Raw genomic sequence first — 23488 nt, 5'->3', positions numbered from 1 at the left:
TAAAATCTTCCTTGTCCACTTTCCTTCCTTGTCTTCGGTGGTCTTGCCTTCACAGATCATATTAAAAACCTACCCTTGTAAGGAGAGGGAGGGGTCAAATAATATTCGATACACTAATCATGACTTGACAAACATCCTCTTAGAAACCCATCTAACTTATATAAACTTTTATAAACTTTGGCTATAGGACTCCTATTTAATTTTTTGAACAAGACTCAGTACACACAGCAATTCTTCTTACCTGTTCCCTGTTCCCTACCTACACAAATCAATTCAGAAACCAAACCTGATTTCTATATATGTAATTTCTGTTAAATGAAATACTGGATACTTTTTTATTAATCAGCAAGTATTTATGATATACCACTAGTAATTTAGTGCCTGTTTGATGTTGCTAGTTTTCTCAAAAACTCCATCTTGGTATATAATACTAACAAAATCATGACATCTTCTTAAAACAATCTGGTCATAAGTATTATGAATGAACAAGTCAAAGTCCTGAAGCTCAGTGGAATTATCAACACCACCAACTCACAACAACTACGAGAAGACCTGATCTGCCTTGTAGAAAGTGGTGCTAAAATAGTTTTAGTCGATTGTCAAGATGTCAAGTTTATGGATAGTTCTGCCTTGGGCGCTTTAGTATTAGCATTCAAAACATTACGGGCAGCAAATACCAAACTAGTTCTGTGTTCTATCAATGAACAAGTCAGAATATTATTTGAATTAACAGGTATGGATAAAGTGTTTGAGATATTTTTAAATGAAGATGACTTTAATCAAGTTGTACTCTCCCCAAAATAATTAATCGAAATTAATTTGTAGGACTGATAAATCATCATCAAAAGCATCTTTGGAGTTCAAAGCAATGAGATAATTCAATACTTGATCGAGTTTGACTTCAATGGTGTGTTGTAAGCTAACAAGTATTTGAATAAAAGCATCTAAACTCCAAAGTGTGCCATCTGATTTTGTGATTTCATAAGCACCATCACTGAAAATATAGAGATTACTAAATTTATCAATATTGCAAAAGGCGTCAACATATTTTGCCTCTGGAAACATCCCAACAGGCATTCCCGGAGTTCTTAGTAATTTAAATTCGGTGTTTTTGGCAGATGTACCAGATACTAATATTGCAGGGGGATGACCAGCGCTTGCATAAATTAACTCCCGCTTAACTCGGTTATAAACTCCATACCAAATAGTAAAATATTTGTCATTTTGGTAATTCATCTGGAAGGTTTGATTTAAAGCCTTGAGTACAGCGCTCGGTTGATAGTAATTCAAACCTTTTAAGGCGCGGGAACGTAACAGATTGAGGACGGAAATTGAGGGGAGAGCAGCTTTTAGTCCATGTCCAGCCGTATCTAGAAGGTATATAGCTAGATAATCAGCATCTAGCCAGTAGTAATCGAAACAATCGCCGCCAAGTTGTCGGGAAGGAATGAATCGCGAGTCGATTTTTAGAGGTTCCATGACTGGTAGTGGTAGCAGCGATCGCACATATTCTGCTGCTTGTGCTAATTCAGTTTCTAAAAGTAGCTTTTGAGTATGTAAATCCTGACTTAACTGATGCAAGCGCAATCCGGCTCTGACTCTTGCTTTTAATTCATTTTGCTCAATGGGCTTGGAGATAAAATCATCAGCGCCAGCATCTAGTCCCTTGACACGATCAGCAATGGAATCTAAAGATGTTAAAAAAATAAAGAAAGTGGTGCATAAGCTGGGGTCTGTCTTCATGCGCTTACAGACTTCTAACCCATTGAGTCCTGGCATAATCCAATCACAAATAACCAGGGCTGGATGGTAAGCTATAGCCTTGGCTATTCCCTCTTCTCCATTACTAGCAGTAATTACTTTATAGCCTTGTTTTTCTAACATCCTCTTCAGGAATATTTGTATAGAAATATCATCATCAATTACGAGGATTTGAAACATGGATAATGCTAATTGGAAATTTGATCATGGTTTGGTATTTTGCCAATACTCCCAGGGTTTTCTCCTCGTGGGAAGATATCAAGAAGGAATTAATTGACCTCAGATGCACACAGATAAACACCGATAATTTTTATATACTCGGTTTTTTCAAATGTTATGGGGGTGATAATGGGTTTAACCATAAGAGAATGGCGCGTTTTAGCTGGTTTAAATCTCGGTAAATTTCTTGTTTAAACCATTGTCCTAAAGCATCCCAAGGAGTAAATGACCCTCCTGTTTGCCATTTGATATCTTGACCTAAAGGTGTGGTGTGAGTACCTGGTAAGGTTTGTTTTGTCACCATGTGGGAGAAGCGGTCTAGTAAGATTTGACTTAAACCTGCTGATTGATCAATGGTATCGTTGCTAAATTTTATTAATAAATTACGGCGGATATTGTAGCTCTGTCTTACAATTGTGTCGGTTTCCACTGGTGAGGGCGTAAACTCAATGGGCAAAGTAGAATTAAATTGCTCTACTAAGGGGATGGCCTCTTTGGCGGCGTAGTTATTGAAGGAAATTAAAATATTTCCAGCACGTTCTACAGGTAGCAAACTGCCAATGAGTAAGTGAAGTTTACAACCCATACTGTGCCCTAACCCGTAAGTAGGCAGATAAAGCTGGCGTAGGGAGCCAGAGTCGTGTAATCTTTCTAGGGTGCGTTCAAAGTTCAGTAGTACGGTTTTGGCGATCGCAATATGATCTAAAGTATTGATAAATGGTGTAGCAATAATCACATATCCTTGATTAGCCAGATGTTCTAGTAACCAGCGATAAGTCAGATGGGGTGCGGTGGCCACAAATGCACCTCCGAGAAAATGGATGATGCCAATGGGCTTTGGGGGAATGAGTACCCAGTTACCTCTAATTTCTTTCCAGTCCATACCTATAGGCGATCGCTAAATTCACACCTCTTTATGTTAGACTGTCGATTGCAGTCCTGGGGAGTTTCATAGCAAGATTCATGAGTGTGAGGTCAGGTTTTGCAGCCTTTTCATTTCCAGTTGCACATCTAAAGCAATTTGCAATGCTTCATTGAGTAACCTACCATGCTCGGTCGCTTCTTCTGTAACTTGCATTGCGGTTAAAGTCGCCAAATTATTAGTAAATAACTCTGTATTTCTGAGAATAAAATTCTGATTTTCTCTTAAAATTCTCTCTGTCTTCAAAGCCCGAATTAAATCATTTCTTGTGAGCTTCAAGGCGGCGATAACTTTTTCCCTTTCTCTAATAACCACTCCTGGATTACCAGCTGCTTCTATTTGATCATTGATATCTATGGCTTTGATAACAGCATTATACCTATCAACATCATTTAAAAGTATTTCTAAAGAATTCGTCATATTGTGATTAAGTATTTTAATTTTTCTCCGCCATAATAAATAGAAAACAATCTGTGTGACACATCCACCCCAAGAACACAATATTATTAACAGTAACCAAGATGGAATTGTGATCCAAGTAGCAAACAGCTTAATCAGGATATCAAAGAGCAAATAACTAAAAACAAATATAGAAGAACTAATAAAAACTACAGTAGCTCCCTCGGAACCCCTAAGTTTATCTGTAATCCTTTTAGCAATTGTTCTTAAAGGTTGGGTAATAATAATTAATTGCTCTTTAACAGGTAAATTAGTCAAATTTTGCAATTCTGTATGACTAATATCTAAGCCATGTAAATCATTACGCACCAATTCCGTATCCTCACCAGATTACTTAGGAATGTGAATTAAATAACCAGCAAAGGAAAATTTTCCACCTCACCCAGTCTTCTTTAAGCAAGAGGGGGACAGGGGATGAGGTTCTGTACTTTCCTGATGCAATGCTTATTTAGTACAATATAGCAATCAAATTTATTGATGGCTCGTTAAATAGTAATTTTTATGATTATTTTAATTGAGAGAAATACTAGCATTCAAATACATATACGTTAAATTTGATACAGATTAAAAATGAGCTAGTGCTCATCTAATTTTCAACTCCAATTAAATTGTAGGCTCATGAAACATCAACAAAGAGAGAAAAAAGTCCATCATAAAAATTAACACCCAAGTAGTGACCACTGCGGTTGTTGCCGACTCTCCAACTTCTTTTGCTCCTCCCTTAGTAGTTAGTCCCCAACTGCAACCATTGATAGCGACTATAGCACCAAAAATCAGCCCCTTCACTAAAACTATAAGTAAATCTGATGGTTCTAAAAAAGTTCTGACAGATTCTAAAAATGCTTCAGGGTCAACATGATAAAATTGGGATGCTGCAAAAACCCCACCAGTGATGCCTACAACTAAAGCAAAAACCATCATAATGGGCATCATCAAAATGCAAGCCACTACTCTAGGAAGCACCAAGTAATCAATAGGATTTGTTTTGAGCATATAAAGTGCATCAATTTGCTCTGTAACTCGCATAGCACCTATTTCCGCTGCAAAAGCAGAACCTACTTGTCCAGCAATAATACTAGCTGTCAAAAGAGGCGCTAATTCTCGGCAAAAAGCCAAAGCGAAAGCCCCCCCCACAGCATCTAAGGCACCAAATCTCACTAATTCTCGAGCAGTTTGAATAGTAAAAATCATACCAGCAAAACCACTAACAAGGACAACTGGAAACACCGAAGCAGGCCCTGCGGTCACCATGTGTTGCAAAATTTTGCGGTAGTAAGTTTTTCCTTGAAGTAAATGCAGGAGTACCTGACCAAAGAGTAGAACTGCGGCAAAGCAGCGTACTATCCATAATTGATCTAATTTTTTTTTAGTTTGCATTACCGCCCTTCAGACTGAGTTTTTTTGTCCCCATATAAGCAAGTGATACAAATGGGAGGGAATTTAGTACCTATCTAAATTGAGTCTTGCCTGTCATTAGTTTATCGCCAATTATGTCTTGTATCAAAATATTATGCCCCTATATCAGCCATGAATTTGTGTAATTAATGACACAAAGAGATTAAGCATATTACATTATTGCATTCCCCGTCCCATAAAGTAGGAAAACATCTGTGTTTATCTGTGGTAGATATGAGATTTTTAGTGATGATAATCAGCATCTAAAAGCATGATCACTCCTGAGTAATAATTTAGATGCAATTGCAGTCGATAAAAATACTTAAGTTGTATATATTCATCCTAATCAATAGGTATTCGATTGTCCTCAACTATCTAAAGGAAGAGAAAAAAAATAATAGTTTCACCTTAAGCTAGTTGTGTAATTCAATTAAATCTGAGAACATTCATTATGTCCAATAATTTATTTCCATACTATTGAGACATTTGGCGAGAATTTTGGCAAAGTGGCGATTAAATGCCCAGTATTATGGTAAGACTCCGCTATCAAGTCATAGATAAATTAATCAGGGTGAGGAGAAAATGATCATGTCCTCAAAAGTTATAACTCTCAATCATTCAGGTTGGCATTGGTACTTTAGATATTGACATCAGCCAAACATTCCTGTGTCTACTAGGAATCTACATAAAATAATTTTCAACTTTTTCTTGGAGGATATTTTCATGATTAGTTTCTGGCGTTGGTCATCAGCAGGTACAACTTTGTTGTCCTTGGGAGTCATACTGGCTACAATCAATCCCATGATAGTTTCCGCTCAAACCAGTGTGACTCCCTCCCCTGCTTTAGCAGCTAACTTGTCTGATGTTAGTGCACAGTATTGGGCCAGTCCATTTATTCAAGCTTTAGCGCAAAGAAACATTATATCTGGTTTTCCAGATGGTACTTTTAGGCCAAATGAACCAGTGAGTCGGGCTGAATTTGCAGCAATGATTCAAAAAGCTTTTAATCAAGACCAAATTCGGCAAATAAGTGCAGATGGTTTTGCAGATGTTCCTGGGAACTTCTGGGCGGGTTCTGCAATTCAGGAAGCCTACGAAACCGGATTTATGTCAGGTTATCCAGGAAACTTATTTCTGCCAAATCAGCAAATTCGCAAAGTTGAGGCCATAGTTGCTTTAACAAATGGTTTAGGTTTACAAACTAGAGAGAATCCATTAGCCGTAGTCAATACTTACTACACAGATGCGTCAGCAATCCCCAGCTATGCACTAGATAATGTTGCAGCAGCTACGGAGGCTAGTATTGTTGTTAATTATCCCAATGTTAAGCTACTTAACCCGCTAGATCCTTTAACTCGTGCTGAAGCGTCGGCGATTTTATATCAAGCTTTAGTCAGACAGGGACAAATGCAACCCCTAGCTAGCAACCTTGTAGCCACTAAGTATATAGTTGGGGCTACGGAACAAACTCAAAGTCAAGATATTGTTTCTATTGCCGCATCGAGTGACACTTTTACAAGCTTGACTTCTTTATTGCAAACAGCAAATTTAGCAGGTATTCTACAGCAACCCGGACCCTATACAGTGTTTGCTCCCACGGATCAGGCATTTGCAGCTTTACCAGCTGGGACTCTAGAAGAGTTGCAGCAACCGGAGAATAGAGACTTATTGATTGAGATTTTGAGATATCATGTGGTTCCTGGGGAAGTAACCGCTAATCAACTCTCATCCGGAGAATTAATCACCTTTGAGGATGTACCTGTAAATATTCAGGTAGATAGAGCTACTAATCAAATTGCGGTCAATGATGCGGATGTTATCCAGCCCAACGTACAAGCGAGTAATGGTGTCATTCATGTAATTAATAAGGTACTCATACCACCTAACCTGGGAGTCAGTCAATCGCCACCAGCAGCAACTACTGTTGCTATGGAACCAGGTACAGGTACTCGTGGAGGGTCTAGTTATATTGGGGTTGCTGGTAACATTGGTATAGGTGGTAATTCAACTCTCAGTGAAAGTAACTATGGAATAATCAGCAAAATTGGGCTGACTAATACTATCTCCGTGCGACCAGCGGTGATATTTGGGGGCGATACACTGTTTTTGGTTCCCGTAACTTTAGATTTTGCTCCCCGTTTCGCAGATCCCCTAAATGGAGAACAAATATCAATATCTCCTTTTTTAGGGGCTGGGGTAGCTTTTGAAACTGGAAGCGGTTCTGACGTTGGTTTATTATTAACTGGTGGTGTGGATGTGCCTATAGGCGATCGCTTTACTGTCACCGGTACTGCAAATGCAGCATTTTTAGATCGTACTGATGTGGGTTTGCTCCTGGGGATTGGCTATAATTTTTAATGGTGACCCTGGGGATGATGGTAGTTCATCTTACCTATTAATCAGAATGAACAGAGAATAGCCACAGATAGCAAACACAAAGGCGATCGCCCCAGAAAAAATAACAACATCCCTGACAATAAATAAAATCCAATCTTTTCTAAGTTCTTGTCTAAACTTGAGTTCCCGCAGCTTCTGTTCTAGTTCCGCATCTGCTTGTGATTCCAAGTTTACCGGTGATATGATTTTGGTTTTATCTACTTCCATCTTTCTCCTGTGAGCAATGCTTTCCATCTCCTAACTAAGCAGAAATCTCTCCAGAACCTAGGGTGAGGTTTTTGCCAAATTAATCTAAAAAACTAGTTTTAATTAACCTTTGGATAACTCAAGCTTTACTTATTGGCATTACAAAATTTAGTAGTTAACTATTTTGTAATACTTTGCTTGAGGGGGCTATTCATGAGCATAAAATCTCATAACCCATTAAGATTAAATCGTCGGCAGTTTTTACTTAGTTCTGCTGTAACAGCAGGTAGTATTATCACCACAAATATTGTATCAAATTCACAAGTATTTGGACAAGCTCCCGGAATTATTACATCTGAAAGTATGCGTCCTACCATACCCTATGGTGTTGCTACTGGGGATATAAGTGGTAATAGTATTGTGATTTGGAGTCGGAGCGATCGCCCTGCACGAATGGTGATTGAATACTCTACCAGTGAATCCTTTAACAGACTAGGACGTGTTTTTGGTGAACGTACTTCACAGGAACAGGATTTTACAGCCAGATATGTTCTCAAGAACTTACCCCCAGACCAGCAAATATTTTACCGGGTAATTTTCCAAGACTTAGACAATCCACGCATCCAAAGTGAACCTGTCAGCGGTACATTTCGCACTCCTTCCAGAACCGGAAGAGATATTTTCTTTGTCTGGGGTGGAGATACCGCCGGTCAAGGCTGGGGGATTAATCCCGATTTGGGTGGGATGACAATTTATGAACAAATGCGTCAATTAAATCCTGACTTTTTCATCCATTGCGGGGATACGATTTACGCCGATAACCCACTTGTAGCAGAAAGAACACTAGATGATGGTAGTATTTGGCGGAACATCGTCACAGAAGAAAAGTCAAAGGTAGCAGAAACCCTACAAGAATTTCGTGGTAATTTTCAATACAACTTGCTAGATGAAAATGTGAAGCGTTTTAACGCCCAAGTACCGATGTTAGCCCAATGGGATGATCACGAAGCTGTAAACAACTGGTATCCTGGGGAATTTTTGACTGATGATCGCTATACTGTTAAGGATGTTGACTTGCTAGTACAAAGGGCAAGACAAGCATTTTTTGAGTATATGCCCATGAAATATAAGTCAAGATATGGTGCTGACCGGTCAGAAATTTATCGTTCTTTCCAATATGGTCCATTACTTGACATTTTCACGATAGACGAGCGGACTTATCGTGGACCAAATACCGGGAATGTTCAGCCAGCAAAAAGTCCAGAAACAGATATGCTGGGCCAATCACAACTGCAATGGTTGAAGGTGCAACTACTTAAATCAAAAGCTACATGGAAAGTAATTTCCAGTGATATGCCTTTAGGGCTAATAGTGCGAGACGGTCCTACTGCTTTTGAGGCTTGGGCTAACGCAGATAATGGTAAAGCCTCTGGAAGGGAATTAGAGTTGGTTGAATTACTGCGATTTATCAAACGCAGAAACATTAAAAATGTTGTTTGGATAACTGCTGACGTACATTATGCCGCAGCCCACTATTATGACCCCAATCGGGCAGTATTTCAAGACTTTAAGCCTTTTTGGGAGTTTGTCGCCGGACCTCTCAATTCTGGGACATTCGGACCGGGACAATTAGACAATACCTTTGGTCCACAATTGATATTTCAAAGCAATCCTCCAGGTATGCGTCCAAATCGACCCCCCACTGAAGGTTTACAATTCTTTGGTGGAGTGAAAATTGATGCTAATACTAAAGTGATGACAGTATCACTGCGTAATTTAGCAGGGGAAATTATTTATAGCCAGGACTTACCACCAGAAGCGTAAGTTTTGGAAACCTGAGCTTAATTGAGCCAGTAAGATAGAATTATTCTGTCTACTGGCTTTTTGTGCAGCTGAGATAGCCAGAAAACATCACAAAAGTTTGAGCCATCGCCTCTTAAACTCCACATCAGGTTATCATCAAATATTGTGGAATGTCCGTGCATAACCTACCATCTATGACTGCTTCTGATTCTGACACTCAACTAACGGAACCCCATAACCCTGCAGCGCCTCTGATTGATACTCAATTAGCAGACCGCAGTAAGCTGAGTAAGATGTACCAGCACTATGTAGAAATGAAGGATAAATATCCTCATGCTTTGCTGCTGTATCGGGTAGGAGATTTTTTTGAAACTTTCTTCCAAGACGCTGTAACAGTCTCCAGAGAATTGGAACTGGTACTGACGAGTAAACACGGTGGCGAAGTTGGTCGCGTAGCCATGACTGGTGTACCGCATCACGCCTGGGAACGCTACACCACCCAGTTAGTAGAAAAAGGCTATGCGGTGGTAATTTGCGACCAAGTAGAAGACGCATCGGAAGCAGTGGGTCTGGTCAAGCGTGAAGTCACCCGTATCCTCACACCGGGGACTTTGCTAGAAGAGGGAATGTTAAATACGCGTCGCAATAATTACTTAGCCGCTGTAGTAATTGCCGTAAATCATTGGGGTTTAGCTTATGCAGATATTTCCACCGGGGAATTCCTCACAACTCAGGGGAGTGATTTAGAACACCTAACCCAGGAACTAATGCGGTTGCAACCCTCAGAGGTGGTGGTTCCCACTAACGCCCCGGATTTAGGGAGCTTGTTGCGTCCCGGAGAAACTTCGCCTCATCTTCCCCAATGTTTACCACCATCATTTTGTTATAGCCTGCGATCGCAGGCTCCCTTTACCCAAGGTGAAGCTAGATCAAAATTATTGCAGAAATTTAAGATCCGATCGCTCGAAGGACTCGGTTGTGATCATCTTCCTTTAGCAGTACGAGCCGCTGGGGGTCTGCTAGAGTATGTGGAAGATATGCAAAAAGTCAACCCCGTTACCCTGCAAAAGTTACGCAGTTATATTATTACTGACTATTTAATTGTAGATAATCAAACCCGCCGTAACCTAGAGATTACGCAAACCGTCCGGGATGGTACATTTCATGGTTCCCTGCTGTGGGCCTTGGATAGAACTAGCACATCAATGGGGGGGCGGGCTTTGCGGCGGTGGTTATTGCAACCACTACTTGATCTTAAAGGCATTCGGGCGCGACAAGACACCATCCAAGAATTGATGGAAAATACACCCCTGCGTCAAGATTTGCGGCAATTGTTACGGCAAATTTACGACTTAGAACGGCTGACAGGTAGAGCAGCTTCGGGAACAGCTAACGCTAAGGATTTAGCAGCTTTGGCCGATTCCCTCTCACGCTTACCCCAATTATCTCACCTAGTGGCCGATGCGCGATCGCCTTTTCTCAAAGCCTTACAAAAAGTCCCGGATGTCTTGGAAGAAATAGCCCAAAAATTACACGACCATATAGTAGAATCACCACCCATACATATTAAAGAAGGCGGCTTAATTCGTCCGGGGATAAATCCCCAGTTGGACCAGAGAAAAGCCACCGTAGAATCAGACCAGAAATGGATTGCTAATTTAGAAGTTGACGAACGAGCAAAAACCGCAATCCCCACCTTAAAGGTAGGATTTAATAAAACCTTTGGTTATTATATTAGTGTTCCCCGCTCTAAATCTGACCAAGTACCCGATAATTATATCCGCAAGCAAACCCTCACCAACGAGGAACGTTACATCACCCCAGACCTGAAGGAACGGGAAGCGCGCATACTCACAGCGCGGGATGATTTAAACCAGTTGGAATATGAGATTTTTGTAGAGTTGCGCCAAGATGTCGGAGAACAAGCGGAAGTAATTCGCAATGTTTCCCGTGCTGTAGCTGCAGCGGATGTGTTATGTGGTTTAGCTGAGTTAGCTGTACAACAAGGTTATTGTCGTCCAGACATGATTTCGGGACGGGAGATGATGATTGTCGATGGTCGTCATCCCGTAGTCGAACAGTCTTTACCCGCAGGGTTTTTTGTCCCCAACTCCACCCACTTAGGAAGAGAACAGACCACCCAGCACCTAGAGGAAAAACCAGATTTAGTTATTCTCACCGGACCAAATGCAAGCGGTAAGAGTTGTTATTTGCGTCAGGTGGGGTTAATTCAGTTAATGGCGCAAATTGGGAGTTTTGTTCCAGCGACCCTGGCGAAGTTGGGAATATGCGATCGCATTTTTACCCGTGTGGGTGCAGTGGATGATTTAGCCACAGGTCAATCTACTTTTATGGTAGAAATGAATGAAACCGCCAATATTCTCAATCATGCCACTGCGCGATCGCTGGTATTATTAGATGAAATTGGCCGAGGAACAGCAACTTTTGACGGTCTTTCCATTGCTTGGGCCGTAGCGGAATATATAGCTACAGAAATTCGCTCGCGGACAATTTTTGCCACTCACTATCATGAGTTAAATGAATTGGCTAGTATTCTCCCCAATGTGGCTAATTATCAAGTCACCGTCAAGGAGTTACCCGACCAAATCGTTTTTTTACATCAAGTTCAGCCCGGAGGTGCGGATAAGTCCTATGGTATTGAAGCTGGACGTTTAGCGGGTTTACCAGATGTAGTCATTCAAAGGGCGAAACAAGTTATGGGGCAAATTGAGAAACACAGTAAGATTGCTATGGGGTTGCAAAATATGGAATAATCCCCTCAAAACCTCTAAATTAAGAATCATCACCTACCTCGTCCCCGTTCTATATCCTCAATTACTTGTTGTAAATACCATTCATAAGACATCCCCGGAAGGTATTCCTGTTTATCATCAATTAGTCTTTGGGCGATTTCCCAATGTCCCCCCACCAGTCGCAACAGTCGCTGACGCAGTAAACCATAGTTTTGCTGTTTCCACTCCGGTCTAGATGTCTGGACTTTTTGCAACCTCTCCAATACTTGATGATAATTGTCCCAATCTTCCTGTTCACAAAAAATACTCGCCGCTTGTTGATAATCTGCAACTGCGTTTTGCATTTCTTCTAAGCAAGCATGGGCAATACCGCGATTGTAGTAAGCTGGTGCATAATGGGGATGAATTTGTAATGCTTGGTTGTAATCTTGAATGGCATCCAGATAATTACCAGATAATCGATAGGCATTACCCCTAGCCACATATATTAAAGCATCTTGGGGTTGGATTTTCAAAGCTTGATTAAAATCCGCCATCGCTCCTTGATTGTCCCCCAACAGCGAACGGGCTTTACCTCGGTTACGATAAACTATGGCATCTGTGAAGTTTAATTGTATAGCTTGGTTAAAATCAGCGATCGCTTCTCGATAATTGCCCATTTTACACCTGACCACCCCCCGACAACAATAAGCTTGAGCATCTTGGGGGTCAGCTTGTAATATCCAGTTTAAATCAGCGATCGCCTCAGTCGTATCTCCCTGTTCGGCTTTTTCTAATAACTGGGTAAAATATCCGTTGATTGATAAGTCTAATATTTTTTGGGCATAAGCCTTAGTATAATTACTTGAGTTTACATCTGGTTTTGGTTTTGGTTGTAACTGTTTAATTTTTTCCATACACAGCCGACAGCTAGCGGTGTCTTTTTGTGCTAAATATAATTCAGCGGCTTTTTTAAAGTTAGCGATCGCATCTTGAATAAAACCTTGCTTGCGCCGTATTGTTCCCCGCAATTGATAAGCAGGTGCATAATTAACATTGAGGCGAATCGCCTGATCCACATCTTCCAGCGACCCCGGTAAGTTTTTCAGTACTACCCTAGCCAATCCCCGACAATAATACCCCTCCATACCCCCAGGATTCAACCGGATACATTCAGTATAATCAGAAACTGCTTGATGAATCGCACCTAAATTATAATAAGCCAGACCCCGGTGTAAAAACCCATCCGCAAAATCAGGGACCCATTGTAAACAACTAGTAAATTCCTCAATAGCACCAGAGTAGTCTTTTTCCTCAGCCCTTTTTAGTCCCCGGTGATAAAACTCATTACTCATAAATCACCTAACCAGATAAACATTCCACTTATATGTTAAATATGAAATCAACCTGTTGCATAATTCCATCAGCAGTTAATCATTGTATATTACTTAACAGTAAACAGATTTGATCATGATTGACTGGCTTTACCGCTATCCACCATTATATTCAGGAACACTACTAAAGCGCTACAAGCGCTTTTTTGCCGACATTCAACTTGACTCCGGGGAAATAGTCACCGCACATTGTCCCAACACAGGGCCAATGACAGGAGTATCCACCCCCGGGAGTAAAGTACAACTTTCTCAAAGTGATAACCCCAAACGCAAATTAGCTTACACCTTAGAATTAATTCAGGTACATGATACTGAACCCACCTGGGTAGGAGTAAACACAGCCTTACCCAATCGTATAGTTAAACTAGCCTTAGAAAAACACCTATTCCCCCAACTAGGAGATTATAGCCAAATTAAAAGCGAAGTAGTGTATGGACAAGATAAAAAAAGCCGGGTAGACTTCTACCTCACAGGAAAAGAGCCACAACCGCCAATTTATTTAGAAGTCAAAAACACAACATGGGCGCAAAGTACCCGAGCAATATTTCCCGACACCGAAACCACCAGAGGACAAAAACACTTACGCGAACTAACAGCACTCCTCCCCCAAACCCGAGCAGTCATGTTGTACTTCATCAACCGGGGGGACTGTACAGAATTTGCCCCAGGGGATGTAACAGACCCCATATATGGTAGACTCCTAAGACATGCCATACATCAGGGTTTAGAAGTATTACCCTGTCGTTTTGACATCTCACCAGAAGGCGTACGCTACCTAGGTTTAGCACAACTCAGCATTTAACTAACTTTGCGTACCTTTGCGTTAAAAAAAATGATCATTATTATCATGGGTGTATCCGGTTCCGGTAAAAGCACCATTGGTAAACTACTCGCCGATGCCTTAAACTGGGAATTTCAAGACGCGGATAACTTTCACTCCACAGCGAACATTGAGAAAATGCGCCTGGGTATCCCCCTCAATGATACCGATAGAAAGCCTTGGTTAAAAGACTTGCAAACAGCGATCGCTGTCTGGTTACAACAAAATACTAATGTAGTCTTAGCCTGTTCGGCGCTCAAAGCAGACTATCGCCAATATTTACTATTAGATAGCGATCGCATGCAACTAGTCTACCTCCAAGGCAGTTTAAACTTACTACAGCAAAGGCTCCTAGGGCGACAAAATCATTTCATGTCCGAAAAACTCCTCAACAGTCAGTTAGATACCCTAGAAGAGCCTGATGACGCTATCTGTGTAGATATTTCTGAGCCACCCCAATTAATTGTCGAGAACCTGAAAACAGTCATTGGGCTTTAGATCATTTTTAGCATGAAAGAACCATTTCCCATCATTGACATCCTACCCGATGCCCCTGAAGCTGATGAAGATTTAGGAACCAAAGAAAAATTCTGGTACCGCCATGATAATCTCAATTATCTCTACAAAAAAACTAGACAAAACACAGGCGAAGACTGGTCAGAGAAGATAGCATCTGAGTTGTGCAGTTTGCTAGACTTACCCCATGCTATTTATGAGTTAGCCACATTCAATGGTGACAATGGCGTTATTAGCCCCTCGTTTTTGCCGGAAGCTGGAATTCTTACCTTAGGAAATGAGATTCTAGCGCCAATAGTACCTGGATATCCACAAAATTGCCGAGACTTATCTCAACACACAATTCATAATATATCCCATGCTCTTCAAAGTGGTTCCGTAAATTCACCGATTCACTGGGTACTACCAGCAGGAATTAACCTTGCCATGGAGGTTTTCGTGGGATATTTACTCTTAGATGCTTGGATAGGAAATACAGACAGACATCACGAAAACTGGGCATACATAAATTTAGGCGATAAGATGCACTTAGCACCAAGTTATGACCATGCTTCTAGCTTGGGTAGGGAAATGTCTGATGGAAAAAGACACTTGAAGCTGAAAAATAAATCTTCTGTGGTAGATTATGCCGAAAAGTGTACATCTTTGATTTACCCTAGTAATGGAGGGCAAAAACCCCTCAGAACTTTTGATGCTTTTTATCAAGTCCAACAACTTTATCCAAAAGCTGCTGGGTTATGGTTAGAAAAATTAGCAAGGGTGTCCAGTCATGATACGTCAATGCTCTTTGGTCGCATACCATCTCATCGCATATCGCCAATAGCAATTGAATTTGCACAAACAATCTTGGAATTTAATCACAAAAGACTGGTACAACTCCTAGACACCTGAATATGAAAACATTATTTTTAGCTTGGCAAGACACCCACACTAGAGCTTGGTTTCCCATTGGACGTTTAACTTTTGACGGTAGAAAGTACGAGTTCTTATATACAAAGGGTGTATTGACAGCAAAAAATAACTGCGGATTTACTGGATTACTTTCTTTCCCAGATTTTAATCAAGTATACACATCAGTGGATGTGTTTCCATTGTTTTCTAACCGATTAATGCGACGCTCCCGCCCCGACTATAAAAATTATATTGAATGGCTGAATATTCCAGAAGGTGAAGATGACCCCATTACCATTCTTTCTCGGAGCGGGGGAAGGAAAGTAACAGATAAATTTGAAGTTTTCCCCGCTCCACAACCAGATCAAAATAATTTATACCATATTCATTTTTTTGCACATGGACTCAGACATCTTCCCACTTGTGCAACTGAAAGAATTAATCAACTACAACCTAGGGAACTTTTATATTTAGCCCACGAATTTCAAAATCCCTATGATCCAAAGGCGTTACTTTTATGCACTAGGGAGCATCACATCGTAGGTTATTGTCCCCGTTATCTTGTGGATGATATTCTTCAACTTACAAACAAAAATCCACAAGTTGTAAAAGTACACGTTGAACGGGTCAACCCCGCACCAACTCCACTTCAACTGCGGTTATTGTGCAACGTCACCGCGGAATGGCCAGAAAATTTTCGTCCATTTTCCGGCCAGGAGTATCAGCCCATTATCGCTGATATCCCAGCTGGTAATATTTCCTAAACTGGATGGGAAGCTAGAAAAGCCTCAACTTCAGCCCCAGTGGGTTGAGAAGCGATCGCACCCGGTTTAATAGTAGTCAGGGCCCCCACAGCATTAGCATAAGCAACAACCTTTTTGGCTGTTTCGCCATCCTGTAAGCCTTGAATACCATGTTGACTTAATTGGTGGATAAATCCAGCCAAAAAACTATCCCCTGCGCCCGTTGTATCCACAACCTGAATGGGATAAGAAGGTAACCTATCTTCATTTTCACCCAAACAATAGGCACAACCATTTTCTCCATCTGTTACCAGCACCCCCTCAACGGAAGCCAGACGGTAAGTAATTGCACCTGGGTCAGTGGTATTAAACAGCCATTCTGCCTCTTCCTTAGAGAGTTTGAGGAAATCAACCTGCTTTAAGATATCCTGGATTTTTTGGCGAGCCACATTGGCATCTTGCCAAAACACAGGTCGCCAGTTAACATCCAAAATAATCTTCAGGTCATATTGTCCTGCTAATTCCAAAGCCCGGTGAATTGCCCGCTCACTTTCAGGGTAGGCTAATTCTAAGGTACCTAATACCAAAAACTCCGCCTCTGTAAACAGCGACTCTGGTAATTGTTGAGCTTGTAAGCGCGTATCGGCAAATTCAGAGGTGTCATACTCACCAAATCCCGCGAAATTGCGATCGCCCCCCAAATCTCGCACCACATAAACTTGCCTCGTTGGTGCTGTAGAATGGGATTGTACCCCTGTTGTATCGACACCGATCTCTGCTAATAGCTTCACTAGCTGACTCCCCGGCTCATCTTCACCAACAGCGCCAATAAAACCTGCGGGAGTGCCCAACTTTACTAAAGCACAAGCCACATTAGCCGGCGCACCCCCTGGGTAGTGAGTCCAGGACTGAACTTCTTCTAGCTTGAGCCCCAACTGGTCAGCTAAACAATCGAACAAAATTTCACCAACGCACAAAACACGGGGATTGCTCATATAAATATCTGGTATGTGGAAAACGACGGCGTCTTTCAACCTGAGAGTTCAGGGATAGGTTGACTCAAATCAGTGACCACGCCAGCGGTTAAAACCGCCAGGATTTGCTAACTATAGTATAAAATATAAAACAATCTTCACTAATCTGTCTCCAGTCCTTGACTCGAAAAAATGGCATTTTTGCTAATTTAACCAGAGACATATCTGCTCTTATATAAGCACATTTACATAGCTATCTCTTTAATAAAATTAAAATAGTTACATATGATTCTTAAAGAGAAATCTAAAGAAAATATAGTCAATTGCATGACTGCCATAACTTAAAACCCCTCTAAACAAAAGAATCTTCTAGAATTAAAAGAGGATTAAGTACATATACCAAGGGAGGATAGAAAAACTTATGGCTGGTGGCGAGTCTCAGACCCCTGTTAGTCTGTCAGACAGAGAATTGCAAATTATCGACTTAGTGGCCGCTGGCTTAACTAACCAAGATATTGCAATCAAACTGGAGATTAGCAAACGCACAGTTGATAACCATATCAGCAATATTCTCACCAAAACCCAAACCGAAAACCGAGTGGCTCTCGTCCGATGGGCTTTACAGTGGGGTAAAATCTGCTTGCACGACGTTAATTGCTGTGTTTTACCTATCCAGAACGATTAAACCATTGCTGGGTGTGTACTAGTTTTCATTCCCCTCACGCCTTTGCATTCAGGTGGATCTCCAGCGTAAATTCCTATTCTCATCAACAAAAATTAGCAATAATCCACAGCCTCAAGGGTTACATTTAAAAAATCTATATTGCTCCATCAGCTAGGAGAGCAGTCTTTTGATGCATACTTCAGCTTCTGTTCCAGGTGGTTCACCTACCTTTGATTTTTTTAGTTTTGACTTTACCGCCCCCCAACCAACACAAGATGCTGACTTACTCAGACACCTATCATTCATCCCAGGATTAAAAGAAATAATCCTGCTACGACAAGTTCACGCCCTAGAACATGCTACTGTTTGGGTTCTGAGTGAAGCTCAAACCAGACCAAAAAAAGTACAAGTAGACAACGAACTCTTAGGCGGGTTGTCTACAGAACAAGGATTTTACCTTTATGGTGAGGTGAATATCAGTGATTTGCGCCGGGCGGTCACACTCGGCTTACATCGTCTGATTAATGGTGAATGGGATTTAGCCGTCCATCCCCGTTGTGGCACCAATGCATCAGTAGCAATGCTGTTGACAGCCAGCCTAGCTGTGGGTGTTAATCTATTACTACCATTGCGACCCATTGAGCAATTAATCGGTTTAGGACTCGCCGCCACCACAGCAGCAGAACTTGCACCTGATTTAGGTTCCATAGCACAGCGCTATCTCACCACCGCCATCCCCTTTAACCTCACAATTGAAAATATTACTCTGACTCGTGACCTTTGGGGAAGACCCGGACATTTTGTCAAAGTCAGCTGGCGAGAATAAACAATTAATCATGAGAAAGCTTTACTTCTTAGTTCCCGGTACTTATGGCAAATTTGCCTGTGGTGGACTTTGGGCAGAATTAAAAACAGTTCAGCTAGCCCAGCAAATCTGTAACGCTGATGTCGTCACTTATCGCCAAAGAGAAACAGACCAACTGTTTATCGATGATCTGCTCACCCAAAAAAATTTAGATCAGGCTATTTTTGTCATTAGCTGGGGATTTGATGTACCCCAGCTAGCCAAAAAACTCAAGCAATATAACGTTATCTACCATGCCCACAGTGCCGGTTACAAGTTTCGCCTACCCCCTAGTATTCCCATCATCACAGTCAGCCGCAACACTATGGGATATTGGGGGCAAAAGTCCCCTAATTCTTTAATTTATTATTTGCCCAATCAAATTAGTAATGAATTTCAAAATTTACATTTAGACCGGGACATTGATGTTTTAGTTCAAGCCCGAAAATCTTCTGAGTATTTAATGCAACAATTGATCCCCGCTTTGCAGAAACAGTGTAACCTCAAATTAGTTGACTCTTATGTAGAAGACTTACCCGGTCTATTTAACCAGACAAAGATTTACCTGTATGACTCTGCCGAATATTGGGCCCAACAGTTCGTTAGTGAAGGCTTTGGACTACAACCCATGGAAGCTCTTGCCTGTGGCTGTCAGGTATTTTCCAGTATTAACGGTGGACTGTCAGATTATTTAGACCCTGGGTTTAATTGCTATAAAATCGCCGGCTACTCCCAAGAGTATGACGTGCAACGCGTTATAAATTCCCTGAAATCATCACAAACTATCAAATTATCTGAAGAATTTTTTGCCGAATATCGCAGGGAAAATATTATCAGAAGATTTCAAATTATTTTGCAAGAATTAAACGAATTCTTTGACAACAAACTTAATTTTTCACCCAATATCAAAGACTTATCACAAACTCGGTTACTCAAACTAAGGATCAAGAACATATACAAAAAAATTAGGCAGAAGTACTTTTTCTAACTCAGCCATTGATTGCTGCTCATCATTTGAATCACCTAGGATAAAACGTATAATAATACACTTAATATCTGTGTTCGTCTGTGGACTTTATGAAAAAAGGCAGATGTCCATTCCCTATTCCCTTGACTGTTACTAAAACTGTAACCGTCTGTAGTTTTGATGGTTCTAAATGCAATAGTAAGCAATCGGAACATAATTGAGCCTCAATTTTAGATCGACTGCGAAAAACGTTGGGTAAACTAGGTGGCAGAATGAATCGGCAAAAACTAAGTGGTGTGGCAACAACATTCCTACAAAGACGTTATGGTGTAAGTCTAGGGAGACGTTACGTTTTGGCGGCAGCTAGTGTTGTCCTGTTCAGTGTCTTGGGTTGTTCTCAAGTAAGTGGTAGTACAAATTCCCTCACCCAATCTGATCTACATTATTCCGAGACTCCCTTACCCAAAAAAATATTAATCTCTGATCAAAAACTTGTAGATGCTAATAATAGATTTGGCTTCAAACTGTTTTCCCAAATTTTGCAAAAAAACAGTAGTGAAGATAACATTTTTCTATCACCTTCAAGTATAGCGATCGCCCTGTCCATGGCATATAATGGTGCCAGTGGTTCCACTCAACAGGAAATGGCTAAAACCCTAGAATTACAGGGCATGAGTCTACCAGAAATTAACTCGGCCTACGCCACATTAAAAGGGTTGCTAGAAAATCCTGATCCCCAAGTGCAACTGACTATTGCTAACTCACTATGGGCAAATCAACAAGCTACATTGCAGCCGAATTTTATCCAAAGTATCCAGGACTTATACAAAGCCCCGGTCAAAAAATTAGACTTTGAAGATGGCGCATCTGCCAATACTATCAATAAGTGGGTTGAAGACAGTACCCGGGGAAAAATTACCAAAATAGTCGAGCAAATTCCACCTGAGCAGGTATTGTTTCTGATTAATGCCATATATTTTAAAGGGCAATGGAGTAGTAAGTTTGATAAATCACAAACTGCCAAACATCCTTTTAGATTAATATCTGGTGAACAGAAGCAACACCCGATGATGTCGCAAACAGGGGAATATAAATACTATGAAAACGACCAGTTTCAGGCGGTGAGTTTACCTTATGGCGAAGATGGCAAAATCAGCTTTTATATCTTCTTACCCAAACAGGAATCTGACCTCCCAACCTTTTATGAAAACTTTAATTTTGACAACTGGGAAAAATTGATTTCTCAGTTAAGAAACCGGGATGGATTTATTCGCTTACCCCGCTTCAAAACAGATTATGATGTAACACTCAATGATGCGCTCAAAGCCTTAGGGATGTCAGAAGCTTTTAGCAATCAAGCCAACTTTTCCGGTATAGGTAATCATGTCAAAATTAGTCAGGTCAAACATAAAACATTTGTCGAAGTCAACGAAGAAGGTACAGAAGCCAGCGCCGCCACATCAGTAGGAATGGTAGCAAGAGCTTTTAGAGAAAAACCGGAACCTTTCCGCATGATTGTTGACCGTCCCTTTTTCTGTGCTATTCGAGATCATCAAACAGGGAGCATTTTGTTTATGGGTGTCATTACTGACCCTCAGTAACCATATAAAACACTCCTCACCACTACGGTAATGTCGGTTCCGAAACACCCAGAGCATTGTTAGTTTCAGGTGTTAGTGATTTTTCTGTCAGAACGTGTGCAGCTTTCTCTTCGATTTCACCGTTTAAACCCTGGGGACGCAGGGCGGTTAACGCCGTCTTAATAATTACAGCCGTTGGTACTGCCACAATTACCCCTAAAAGTCCACCAACTCTCGCCCCTGTAAGCACAGAAATCAGTATCCACACTGGGTTTAAGCCTGTAAAACTACCTAAGATACGGGGTGCAATTAAGTTCTCTAAAATTTGCTGCACAATTACCGCCGCGATCACCACCTTGATTCCCATAGAAAAATCTTGCAGGGCTACTAGGGAAGTAGTCAGGGCTATCCCCACCGAACCACCAAAGGGCACAAGAGCCATGATGCCAATAGTTAAGCCAAACAACAACCCAAATGGCACTTTTAGCCACAAAAACGTGGGAATTAGCGCTGATGCCATACAGGTAGATAAAATCAGTTGGGTGATAAAAAAGTTCTGAAAACTCAGGCGTACTGTTTTAGAGAAAGGTTCGCGAAACTTGGTAGGTAGCCATTCTACTAAACTCTGCCAAAGTTCACCGCCATGCTGCAAAAGATAAAAAGTCAAAACCATGGTTAAGAGAAAATCTAGCAGGCTAGTGAATGTCACCACAGCTAGATTTAACACTTGTCCGGCGATTTGTTGTAATTGACTCTTGACGCGATCGTTAATTTGGACAACAAGAGCATCAAGATTAATTGGTAAATTCAGGGTTTCTGCTTTCTCATTTAACATCATCAACTGAGAACGTCCAGAGTCGATTAACTCTGGTAATCGCGCCACTAATTGCTGGGCTTGGGTGAGAGCTAGGGGAAACAGGGTAACACCCAGGGCCAATAAGACCGATAAGGCTAACAAAAAAACTAAAACAGCAACTTGTTCTCGCCTAGCACCTTGACTCTCCATCCAGCTCACGGGATAGTTGAGCAGAAATGCTAGTACTGAGGCTCCCACCAAAATCACGATGAGGGAGTGGAAATAATGGAAAATTGCCGAAATCGCCCAACCATTGAGAACCAAAAGTGGGGCGCATAACGCGATCGCCCCCAGGCGCGTTATAGGTGTAAATGTCTGCCACCAGTTGAGTAGCTTGCGTGTCTGCATCTTTAGCCGATTGCGGGATAGAACTAAATCAAATCTTTTTCTATAGCTTATTATCTCTAACTACATCATCGCATTTCATCTCTCTACTTTAGGATCAGACTCAATCTTCTGGAAAATCTTGAACCAATTGAGAATTCCCAGTAAAATCAATATACATCTACCTCTACAAGACCGTTCAGATCATACAGCGAACATTTTACCGGGAATCAGGGTTCAGTAGTTTTGCTGACCCAGTATTGGGCAAGCAATCCTCTTCATTCCTGCTATGAAGCCCACATTTGACGAGTATTTTCACTGATTTTTTCGCCAATTGCAGATGATCTCTGATCAGGTCTGGTCAAAGTAACTGATTGTTGTCATACTTCAATTAATTATCTCCGGATTAGCCACCAAAAAATGAGAAATCCTATAAGTGTGATGGTTAACACAACCATCACAAGTTAGTACGGTTAATTAAACGTTAAGTTATGTCAATAATTCAACCCTCACGGAACTGAGGGGCTAAGAAGCAAATCTTACCTGTTGAATTAGTTCAGCACAGCGTAAATAGGTATACCATTTAAAAAAAGTCGAAAGTCCTAAAATAAAAACCTCTGAACTTTTGACTTGTGCTTTGCGGTACTAATTCCATTGAGAATGCTCTCCGGGTTCGGACACATTCCTAAACTATTTGTTTAGTCTTTGGGTAAGGCTAGCCAATAGCTAGTCATTTGCTAACAATAGATTACATATGCTTACAAATGCTAAGATAGTAGTATGGCTTATGTACCACTACGAGAAGCAGTCAAACAACTGGGACTGCACCCAAACACTTTAAGGAAGTACGCAGACAATGGCAAGATCGAAAGCATCAAAAACGAAGCAGGACAAAGACTTTTTCATGTCGAATCCTACCTCCGTGGTGCAACTAGAACCTCCTTTGTCTGCTACTGCCGAGTTAGTTCAACCAAGCAACGAGACGACCTTGGTAGACAAATCGCCTATATGCAATCACTCTACCCAGAAGCCGAAATCATC

At 41.1% G+C, this 23488-nt stretch carries 21 protein-coding genes; 13 read left to right on the top strand and 8 right to left on the bottom strand.

Annotation, left to right across the window (positions count from 1 at the left end):
- Positions 1 to 477 precede the first annotated feature (477 nt).
- On the top strand, positions 478 to 804 hold the full coding sequence (locus tag PN457_RS04750; RefSeq protein WP_271731671.1) for an STAS domain-containing protein: 327 nt from the start codon (positions 478 to 480) through the stop codon (positions 802 to 804).
- Here the strand turns inward: PN457_RS04750 and PN457_RS04745 are convergent, their stop codons facing one another.
- The 4 genes from PN457_RS04745 to PN457_RS04730 all read right to left on the bottom strand — a co-directional run bounded on the left by PN457_RS04745 (position 805) and on the right by PN457_RS04730 (position 4738).
- Positions 805 to 1941 (bottom strand): PP2C family protein-serine/threonine phosphatase, encoded by a 1137-nt coding sequence (locus tag PN457_RS04745; RefSeq protein WP_271731670.1) that lies wholly within the window; start codon positions 1939 to 1941, stop codon positions 805 to 807. It lies immediately after the preceding gene.
- A gap of 154 nt (positions 1942 to 2095) precedes the next feature.
- Positions 2096 to 2863, bottom strand: coding sequence for a DUF1350 family protein (locus PN457_RS04740; RefSeq protein WP_271731669.1), 768 nt, complete (start codon positions 2861 to 2863; stop codon positions 2096 to 2098).
- Between the two features lie 78 nt (positions 2864 to 2941).
- Positions 2942 to 3670, bottom strand: coding sequence for a hypothetical protein (locus tag PN457_RS04735; protein WP_271731668.1), 729 nt, complete (start codon positions 3668 to 3670; stop codon positions 2942 to 2944).
- Between the two features lie 294 nt (positions 3671 to 3964).
- Positions 3965 to 4738 carry an MlaE family ABC transporter permease gene (locus PN457_RS04730; protein ID WP_271731667.1) on the bottom strand — a complete coding sequence of 258 codons (774 nt, stop codon included), beginning with the start codon at positions 4736 to 4738 and terminating at the stop codon, positions 3965 to 3967.
- Between the two features lie 741 nt (positions 4739 to 5479).
- Here PN457_RS04730 and PN457_RS04725 point away from each other — a divergent pair.
- Positions 5480 to 7114, top strand: a complete 1635-nt coding sequence (locus PN457_RS04725; RefSeq protein WP_271731665.1) for a fasciclin domain-containing protein — start codon at positions 5480 to 5482, stop codon at positions 7112 to 7114.
- Positions 7115 to 7144: 30 nt separating this feature from the next.
- Here PN457_RS04725 and PN457_RS04720 read toward each other — a convergent pair whose 3' ends face one another.
- On the bottom strand, positions 7145 to 7387 hold the full coding sequence (locus PN457_RS04720) for a hypothetical protein (protein ID WP_271731664.1): 243 nt from the start codon (positions 7385 to 7387) through the stop codon (positions 7145 to 7147).
- 165 nt (positions 7388 to 7552) lie between these two features.
- Between PN457_RS04720 and PN457_RS04715 the strand changes: the two genes are divergently transcribed.
- Together PN457_RS04715 and mutS are read left to right on the top strand one after the other, a co-directional pair.
- Positions 7553 to 9163, top strand: coding sequence for an alkaline phosphatase D family protein (locus PN457_RS04715; protein ID WP_417006593.1), 1611 nt, complete (start codon positions 7553 to 7555; stop codon positions 9161 to 9163).
- Between the two features lie 173 nt (positions 9164 to 9336).
- Entirely contained in the window at positions 9337 to 11916 is a 2580-nt protein-coding gene (mutS, locus tag PN457_RS04710; RefSeq protein WP_271731663.1) for a DNA mismatch repair protein MutS, read from the top strand.
- Positions 11917 to 11945: 29 nt separating this feature from the next.
- On the opposite strand, the gene PN457_RS04705 is transcribed toward mutS, so the two are convergent.
- Positions 11946 to 13229, bottom strand: a complete 1284-nt coding sequence (locus tag PN457_RS04705; RefSeq protein ID WP_271731662.1) for a tetratricopeptide repeat protein — start codon at positions 13227 to 13229, stop codon at positions 11946 to 11948.
- Between the two features lie 115 nt (positions 13230 to 13344).
- Between PN457_RS04705 and sfsA the strand changes: the two genes are divergently transcribed.
- The 4 genes from sfsA to PN457_RS04685 are packed head-to-tail and all read left to right on the top strand — an operon-like array spanning position 13345 to position 16259.
- Positions 13345 to 14070 (top strand): DNA/RNA nuclease SfsA, encoded by a 726-nt coding sequence (gene sfsA, locus PN457_RS04700; protein ID WP_271731661.1) that lies wholly within the window; start codon positions 13345 to 13347, stop codon positions 14068 to 14070.
- A 30-nt stretch (positions 14071 to 14100) separates the two neighbouring features.
- Positions 14101 to 14586, top strand: a complete 486-nt coding sequence (locus PN457_RS04695; RefSeq protein WP_271731659.1) for a gluconokinase — start codon at positions 14101 to 14103, stop codon at positions 14584 to 14586.
- A 12-nt stretch (positions 14587 to 14598) separates the two neighbouring features.
- The gene (locus tag PN457_RS04690) at positions 14599 to 15495 is read left to right on the top strand and encodes a HipA-like protein (RefSeq protein WP_271731658.1); all 897 of its coding nucleotides are present in this window, start codon (positions 14599 to 14601) and stop codon (positions 15493 to 15495) included.
- Positions 15496 to 15497: 2 nt separating this feature from the next.
- Positions 15498 to 16259, top strand: coding sequence for an HIRAN domain-containing protein (locus PN457_RS04685; protein WP_271731657.1), 762 nt, complete (start codon positions 15498 to 15500; stop codon positions 16257 to 16259).
- On the opposite strand, the gene PN457_RS04680 is transcribed toward PN457_RS04685, so the two are convergent.
- Positions 16256 to 17233: a carbohydrate kinase family protein gene (locus PN457_RS04680; protein ID WP_271731656.1), complete on the bottom strand. Its 978-nt coding sequence runs from the start codon at positions 17231 to 17233 to the stop codon at positions 16256 to 16258. The genes PN457_RS04685 and PN457_RS04680 overlap by 4 nt on opposite strands.
- Positions 17234 to 17633: 400 nt before the next feature.
- On the opposite strand from PN457_RS04680, the gene pedR reads away from it, so the two are divergent.
- The 4 genes from pedR to PN457_RS04660 all read left to right on the top strand — a co-directional run bounded on the left by pedR (position 17634) and on the right by PN457_RS04660 (position 21288).
- On the top strand, positions 17634 to 17897 hold the full coding sequence (gene pedR, locus PN457_RS04675) for a photosynthetic electron transport-dependent transcriptional regulator PedR (protein ID WP_271731655.1): 264 nt from the start codon (positions 17634 to 17636) through the stop codon (positions 17895 to 17897).
- A gap of 169 nt (positions 17898 to 18066) precedes the next feature.
- The gene (locus PN457_RS04670) at positions 18067 to 18702 is read left to right on the top strand and encodes a DUF6391 domain-containing protein (protein ID WP_271731654.1); all 636 of its coding nucleotides are present in this window, start codon (positions 18067 to 18069) and stop codon (positions 18700 to 18702) included.
- A gap of 10 nt (positions 18703 to 18712) precedes the next feature.
- Entirely contained in the window at positions 18713 to 19708 is a 996-nt protein-coding gene (locus PN457_RS04665; RefSeq protein WP_271731653.1) for a glycosyltransferase, read from the top strand.
- A gap of 251 nt (positions 19709 to 19959) precedes the next feature.
- Positions 19960 to 21288, top strand: coding sequence for a serpin family protein (locus PN457_RS04660; RefSeq protein WP_271731652.1), 1329 nt, complete (start codon positions 19960 to 19962; stop codon positions 21286 to 21288).
- Positions 21289 to 21310: 22 nt separating this feature from the next.
- Here PN457_RS04660 and PN457_RS04655 read toward each other — a convergent pair whose 3' ends face one another.
- On the bottom strand, positions 21311 to 22471 hold the full coding sequence (locus PN457_RS04655) for an AI-2E family transporter (RefSeq protein WP_271731651.1): 1161 nt from the start codon (positions 22469 to 22471) through the stop codon (positions 21311 to 21313).
- Between the two features lie 756 nt (positions 22472 to 23227).
- Here PN457_RS04655 and PN457_RS04650 point away from each other — a divergent pair.
- The coding region (locus PN457_RS04650; RefSeq protein WP_271731650.1) for a MerR family DNA-binding transcriptional regulator at positions 23228 to 23488 on the top strand (261 nt) is incomplete at its 3' end.

It is taken from the genome of Anabaenopsis arnoldii, assembly GCF_028331025.1.
GTDB classification, from domain to species: Bacteria; Cyanobacteriota; Cyanobacteriia; order Cyanobacteriales; family Nostocaceae; genus Anabaenopsis; species Anabaenopsis arnoldii.
The sequence above is the reverse complement of the archived record's forward strand: the minus strand, read 5'-3'. Positions and strand labels throughout refer to the sequence as shown.